Origin of the sequence: Lysinibacillus sphaericus (genome assembly GCF_015844675.1) — a bacterium.
In the GTDB taxonomy this organism is placed as follows: domain Bacteria; phylum Bacillota; class Bacilli; order Bacillales_A; family Planococcaceae; genus Lysinibacillus; species Lysinibacillus sphaericus_E.
Window position 1 is genome coordinate 846 of record NZ_LDGC01000093.1, and the last position, 1,040, is coordinate 1,885.

General features: G+C 52.7%; 12 tRNA genes (1 of these 12 only partly in view). All 12 read right to left on the reverse strand.

Annotated features, from left to right (window positions below):
- A tRNA-Ser gene (locus ABE34_RS23775) sits at positions 1-16 on the reverse strand; it reaches 126 nt to the left of the window's first position.
- 15 nt (positions 17-31) lie between these two features.
- Positions 32-108: transfer RNA gene (locus ABE34_RS23780), tRNA-Ile, on the reverse strand.
- A 7-nt stretch (positions 109-115) separates the two neighbouring features.
- Positions 116-189: transfer RNA gene (locus ABE34_RS23785), tRNA-Met, on the reverse strand.
- 26 nt (positions 190-215) lie between these two features.
- Positions 216-291, reverse strand: a tRNA-Ala gene (locus ABE34_RS23790).
- A gap of 6 nt (positions 292-297) precedes the next feature.
- A tRNA-Pro gene (locus tag ABE34_RS23795) sits at positions 298-374 on the reverse strand.
- A 13-nt stretch (positions 375-387) separates the two neighbouring features.
- Positions 388-464, reverse strand: a tRNA-Arg gene (locus ABE34_RS23800).
- A gap of 13 nt (positions 465-477) precedes the next feature.
- Positions 478-566 (reverse strand) — tRNA-Leu (locus ABE34_RS23805).
- A 5-nt stretch (positions 567-571) separates the two neighbouring features.
- Positions 572-646, reverse strand: a tRNA-Gly gene (locus ABE34_RS23810).
- Between the two features lie 46 nt (positions 647-692).
- Positions 693-777 (reverse strand) — tRNA-Leu (locus ABE34_RS23815).
- A gap of 21 nt (positions 778-798) precedes the next feature.
- Positions 799-874, reverse strand: a tRNA-Lys gene (locus ABE34_RS23820).
- A 4-nt stretch (positions 875-878) separates the two neighbouring features.
- A tRNA-Thr gene (locus tag ABE34_RS23825) sits at positions 879-954 on the reverse strand.
- Between the two features lie 3 nt (positions 955-957).
- Positions 958-1,033 (reverse strand) — tRNA-Val (locus ABE34_RS23830).
- Positions 1,034-1,040 lie beyond the last annotated feature (7 nt).

Here is a 1,040-nt window from a genome sequence, read left to right on the forward strand (position 1 = left end):
ACTTGGGTATACCTCCGTAACAATATATAAATGGTGGACCTTGCAGGACTCGAACCTGCGACCGGACGGTTATGAGCCGTCTGCTCTAACCAACTGAGCTAAAGGTCCTTTAAGATGGCGGCAGAGGGGATCGAACCCCCGACCTTACGGGTATGAACCGTACGCTCTAGCCAGCTGAGCTACGCCGCCAGGATCTTTATACTGGTTATCTTTTATGGTGGAGCCTAGCGGGATCGAACCGCTGACCTCCTGCGTGCAAGGCAGGCGCTCTCCCAGCTGAGCTAAGGCCCCATAAAATGGTCGGAATGACAGGATTCGAACCTACGACCCCTTGGTCCCAAACCAAGTGCTCTACCAAGCTGAGCTACATTCCGATAAATATTAATTTGGCGCGCCCGACAGGAGTCGAACCCATAACCTTCTGATCCGTAGTCAGACGCTCTATCCAATTGAGCTACGGGCGCTAATTATAAAAAATGGTGCCGAGGGCCGGAATCGAACCGGCACGGTAGTCACCTACCGCAGGATTTTAAGTCCTGTGCGTCTGCCAGTTCCGCCACCCCGGCACATTTGGAGCGGAAGACGAGGTTCGAACTCGCGACCCCCACCTTGGCAAGGTGGTGTTCTACCACTGAACTACTTCCGCATGTGCATAAGATTTATTTATCCTGGCAATTATTAAATTTGAAAAATGGTGCGGGTGAAGGGAGTCGAACCCCCACGCCTTGCGGCGCTAGATCCTAAGTCTAGTGCGTCTGCCAATTCCGCCACACCCGCATATTTTGTTGGCAATTTAAATGGTGAGCCATGAAGGACTCGAACCTTCGACCCTCTGATTAAAAGTCAGATGCTCTACCAACTGAGCTAATGGCTCCAAATGGTGCCGGCGATAGGAGTCGAACCCACGACCTACTGATTACAAGTCAGTTGCTCTACCAACTGAGCTACACCGGCAAATGGTGGAGGATGACGGGCTCGAACCGCCGACCCCCTGCTTGTAAGGCAGGTGCTCTCCCAGCTGAGCTAATCCTCCTGGGTAT